The sequence below is a fragment of the Streptomyces sp. NPDC020597 genome (assembly GCF_044335095.1).
In the GTDB taxonomy this organism is placed as follows: Bacteria; Actinomycetota; Actinomycetes; order Streptomycetales; family Streptomycetaceae; genus Streptomyces.
Window position 1 is genome coordinate 1 of the sequence record NZ_JBIRUL010000076.1, and the last position, 1370, is coordinate 1370.

Genomic DNA, 1370 nt, shown 5'->3' on the forward strand with positions numbered 1-1370 from the left:
CTCGTCGATCCGGTACGCCTTGCAGATCCGCAGGTACTCATCGGCGACCTCGGCCGGCAGCCGGTCGCCCAGGACCTCACGCATCGCGTCGTTGACGCTGAACTTGATCAGCGTGCCGTTCATGTCGAACGTCACGAACTTGGGCTTCACATCGAATCCCACAGGAGTCCTCCTGGTGCTTCAGCAGAGCAGACCGAGCTGCTATAGGGCGATTGTCGACCATTATTGTCGATTGTCGACCAAACACTCGCCGACTGTCAACGTCTTCACCCCACGGGCCGACGTCGGGCCGACGATCAAACGGCTCCGACGCGAGACGCCGACCTGTCCTGTGCGCCAGGGAGCTGCGTGCCCGGAAAGCCGAGTTGGCCGCCGATGCAAGATCGGCGGAGGTACAGTCGACAAAAGAATGGTCGACAACGATCGAGGGAGGCCTGCGGAGTGGATCACAAGTTCGAGTGGCAGGAGCAGCGGATGACGACGCCGGACGGCGTCTACCGCACACTGCGTGCTGCCATTCTCGACGGGACCGTACCTCCTGGGGGACAGCTCCGCGAGGCGCACATCGCCGCTGATCTCGGGATCAGCCGGTCCCCGCTGCGGGAGGCGCTGACCAAGCTCGAGGAGGAGGGGCTCGTCATGAAGATCCCCTACCGCGGGGCGTTCGTCGTGGAGGTGAGCGCTCGTGAGGTCGCCGAGATCGATTCGGTCCGGCTGCGCGTCGAGCCGTACGCCGCCGAGCTCTCGGCCGAGTCCCTGCGCGGTCCTCAGCGGCCCCAGTTGCTGCAAACCGTCGAGGACCTGCGCCAGGCGATGAAGAAGGACGACATCCCGGCCAGCATTGACGCCCACCTGCGATTCCACAGGCTCTTCTACGATCTCTCGGGGCACGGCGTCCTGCAGAGTCTCTGGAACGGCTGGGAAACCAAACTGCGCCTCCACCTCAGCGTCGATCACCGCACCTACAGCGACAACCCGCAGCAACTGGTCGTCGAGCACGAGAGGCTTGCCACGGTCGCCCTGGAAGGCGACACCAAGGCGTTCCGCCAGGAACTGGCCGCCCATTTCCCCGTGGGCCTGGGAGCCCATACGACAGACCCGGGGTAGAGCACGCCCGGGCAAAAGTGAGGCAGACGTCGGCTCCGGTGCGCTCGATGATCGAGCGTGCGCTCGCGGGCAGGGCCGCGGGTGCACAGGCCGGGGTTCGACATCGCGCTCGGCCGTGGGCCTCCCCCGGGACCACCCCCTCAGCGGCTGGGATCGACGGAGTGTCTAAGACGGTGTCCTATGTGGTGAGGCGGACCAGTCGCTTGTAGCAGCACAGGGTTGCAGCGAGGCCGAGAAAGGCCAGGTAGTTGCGGGACTGGCGC

The 1370-nt window shown here is 65.6% G+C and carries 1 protein-coding gene; it reads left to right on the forward strand.

From position 1 onward, the window contains the following. The first annotated feature begins 441 nt into the window (after positions 1-441). Positions 442-1107 (forward strand): GntR family transcriptional regulator, encoded by a 666-nt coding sequence (locus ACH4ZA_RS39870; protein WP_398433894.1) that lies wholly within the window; start codon positions 442-444, stop codon positions 1105-1107. The last annotated feature ends 263 nt before the right edge of the window (positions 1108-1370 follow it).